Origin of the sequence: Photobacterium carnosum (assembly GCF_021236965.1) — a bacterium.
GTDB lineage: Bacteria > Pseudomonadota > Gammaproteobacteria > Enterobacterales > Vibrionaceae > Photobacterium > Photobacterium carnosum.
Map to the genome: position 1 here is coordinate 1 of NZ_WMDN01000055.1, position 1,977 is coordinate 1,977.

The window sequence follows — 1,977 nt, forward strand, 5'->3', positions numbered from 1 at the left end:
AACGTTCATCCTTATGGTGTTGATACTGACATTGCGGCAGCGATCACTATTACCTCTATTGCAACCGATAATAATGTGACAGGACCTGATTCTGAACAGTCCCAAGCGATTATTGGTACGGTTGGCGGCGATGTGAAAGCGGGCGATAGCGTTACTGTGACCCTTGATGGTAAAACGTTAGGCACAGCCGAAGTACAAGCGGATAAATCATGGCGTTTGCCTGTTGATGGCAAGGTCTTGTTGGATGCGAATACGGATCATGTGGGTGCGACAGTGACCACCACTGATACCGCAGGCAACAGCAAAACCGTGACCGCTGAGCATGATTATACGGTGGATGTTAACGCCACTATCGACATTAATCCTATCACTGGCGATAACGAGATCACTCAACAAGAAGGTCATCAGAAAACAATAGATGTCACGGGTAAAGTAGGTGGTCAAGCACGCGAAGGTGATGAAGTTACTGTTACAATTAATGGTAATAAATATGTTACTCATGTTCAGACAGATCTTACTTGGATCGTTGCAATCGCTGGTATTGATATCCTGCATGCTCACAAGGCAATAGCAAGTGTTACAACATCTTATAGTTCTCATAATGTGACAACAGAAGCTGATGAGCCGTATAAAGTAGACTTTGGTGCGCTAGTTACTATTGATTCTATTGCAGACGATAACATTGTTACTCAAGCTGAAGGTAAGAGTACGGTAACCATTAAAGGTTCTGTTGGTGAGGATGTTAAAGATGGTGATACGGTTACGTTGACTATTGGTCATCAACATTTTACGGGTGAAGCAAAAGATGGCCATTATCAGATTAATGTTGATGGTGAGGCTTTATTAAAAGACAGTGATCGAATTGTAGATGCATCGGTAACAACAACTGATGGTACACATACCGCATCAGACACTGCAGAGAAAGCTTATCAAATCGATGGTCTAGTTATTCAAGGTGATAATGGTGATAACACTATAACGGGCACAGTTGGTACTGACTTATTAATTGGAGATTTAGATCCTGCGAAACCAGATGAAAGGTCAATAAATGTCAATTATGTTATAGACGTATCAGGTAGTATGGGTTATGGCCGAATTCTAGACCTTTCATGTGTGAATAATCATCATGCAAGTAGTTATACCATTAGCGTTCCTAAAGGTTTTATTTTAACCGCTTCTAATCATCTGCAACTTTCAGATGGAAGTCAAGCTCGTGATGTAACAGTATCTTACGAACAACTAAAAGCTGGTTTGCAATATGACGGTGGATCTACAACGGGTAATAATATTGATATTCAGGCATCTGATGGAATGACGTTTGATGTTCCGTTTGCTAACACAAAAGATGTTATGGATTTAGTGAAAGAAGCTTATTCAACATTAACGAAAGACATTTTAGATAGTGGCATAGATAAAAGTCTTTTACATTTTAATATTGTAACATTTAGTGATACATATTCAGATTATCTTAAAGTTTATCGTGGAACTAAAATTAAAGAATCATTTTCATATAATCAAGTAACTGAACAATTTGAATCATCAGATCACCAGACTATAAATGAATTTATTAAACACTTGACTGCTGGTGGCGGCACTGATTTTGCTCCACCTTTAAATACTGTTAGTTCCTTAATTACTAATGATAATGAAACAAATATTATCTATTTCTTAACCGATGGTAAGGATCCTAGCTTTAAACCAGTTAAAAATGCTGCTTTAAACGGTGCTCAAGTAATAGCGATTGCTGTTGGTCCTGACAGTGATGAGGAAGGTGTTAAAGAAGTAGCTAGTCTTGGTGATCCAGAAGATAGTTATTCTAAAGCCATTACCAATGCCAATGAACTAAATGATACTTTTCATAACATAGGTCAAGAATTTATTCCAGGAAGTGACACTATCATTGGTAGTGATGATAATGATGTACTTGTCGGTGATGCTTTAAATATTAAATGGATGTATGACGAAGGAATCTTAGAT

At 38.1% G+C, this 1,977-nt stretch carries 1 protein-coding gene; it reads left to right on the top strand.

Features of this window, described 5'->3' with window-relative positions; all coding sequences use genetic code 11:
* A partial coding sequence (locus tag GLP24_RS19720; RefSeq protein WP_232616433.1) for an Ig-like domain-containing protein occupies positions 1-1,977 on the top strand: 1,977 nt, incomplete at both ends.